This is a genomic window from Pseudomonas sp. LSJ-87, from assembly GCF_032971465.1.
Classification (GTDB): domain Bacteria; phylum Pseudomonadota; class Gammaproteobacteria; order Pseudomonadales; family Pseudomonadaceae; genus Aquipseudomonas; species Aquipseudomonas putida_Z.
The window spans coordinates 1-295 of the sequence record NZ_JAWJYQ010000119.1 but is presented as its reverse complement, the minus strand read 5'-3'; the positions used below and the strand labels follow the sequence as shown (position 1 = coordinate 295).

General features: G+C 55.3%; 1 protein-coding gene. It reads right to left on the bottom strand.

The genetic code is table 11. The annotated features are described in order from the left end of the window. Window positions 1-295 (bottom strand): immunoglobulin-like domain-containing protein (locus RYH74_RS26335; RefSeq protein ID WP_317410628.1); only part of this gene is annotated, 295 nt, incomplete at both ends.

The following is a 295-nucleotide window of genomic DNA, read 5'->3' as shown; positions in this document are numbered from 1 at the left end:
GGTGACCTTGTGGTTGACCGACGCGGTGTAAGTGACCACACCACCTTCAGCGACGGTCGAAGTCGCCGTCAGCGTCACGGTAGTGGTGTCGATGGTGTCAGTGACCTTGGTCACCGCTGCGCCGCTGTTTACATTCAGCTTCTCGAAGTCACCACCCGAAGTTTCGGTCATTTTTACCTGAAGGACTTCAGCATCGACATACACATCATCGCTTGGCGCATCGATGGTGATCGAGGCTTCCTTCGAGCCAGCCGCAATGGTGATGGTCTCGCCATTGCTCAGTTTGATGACCAGA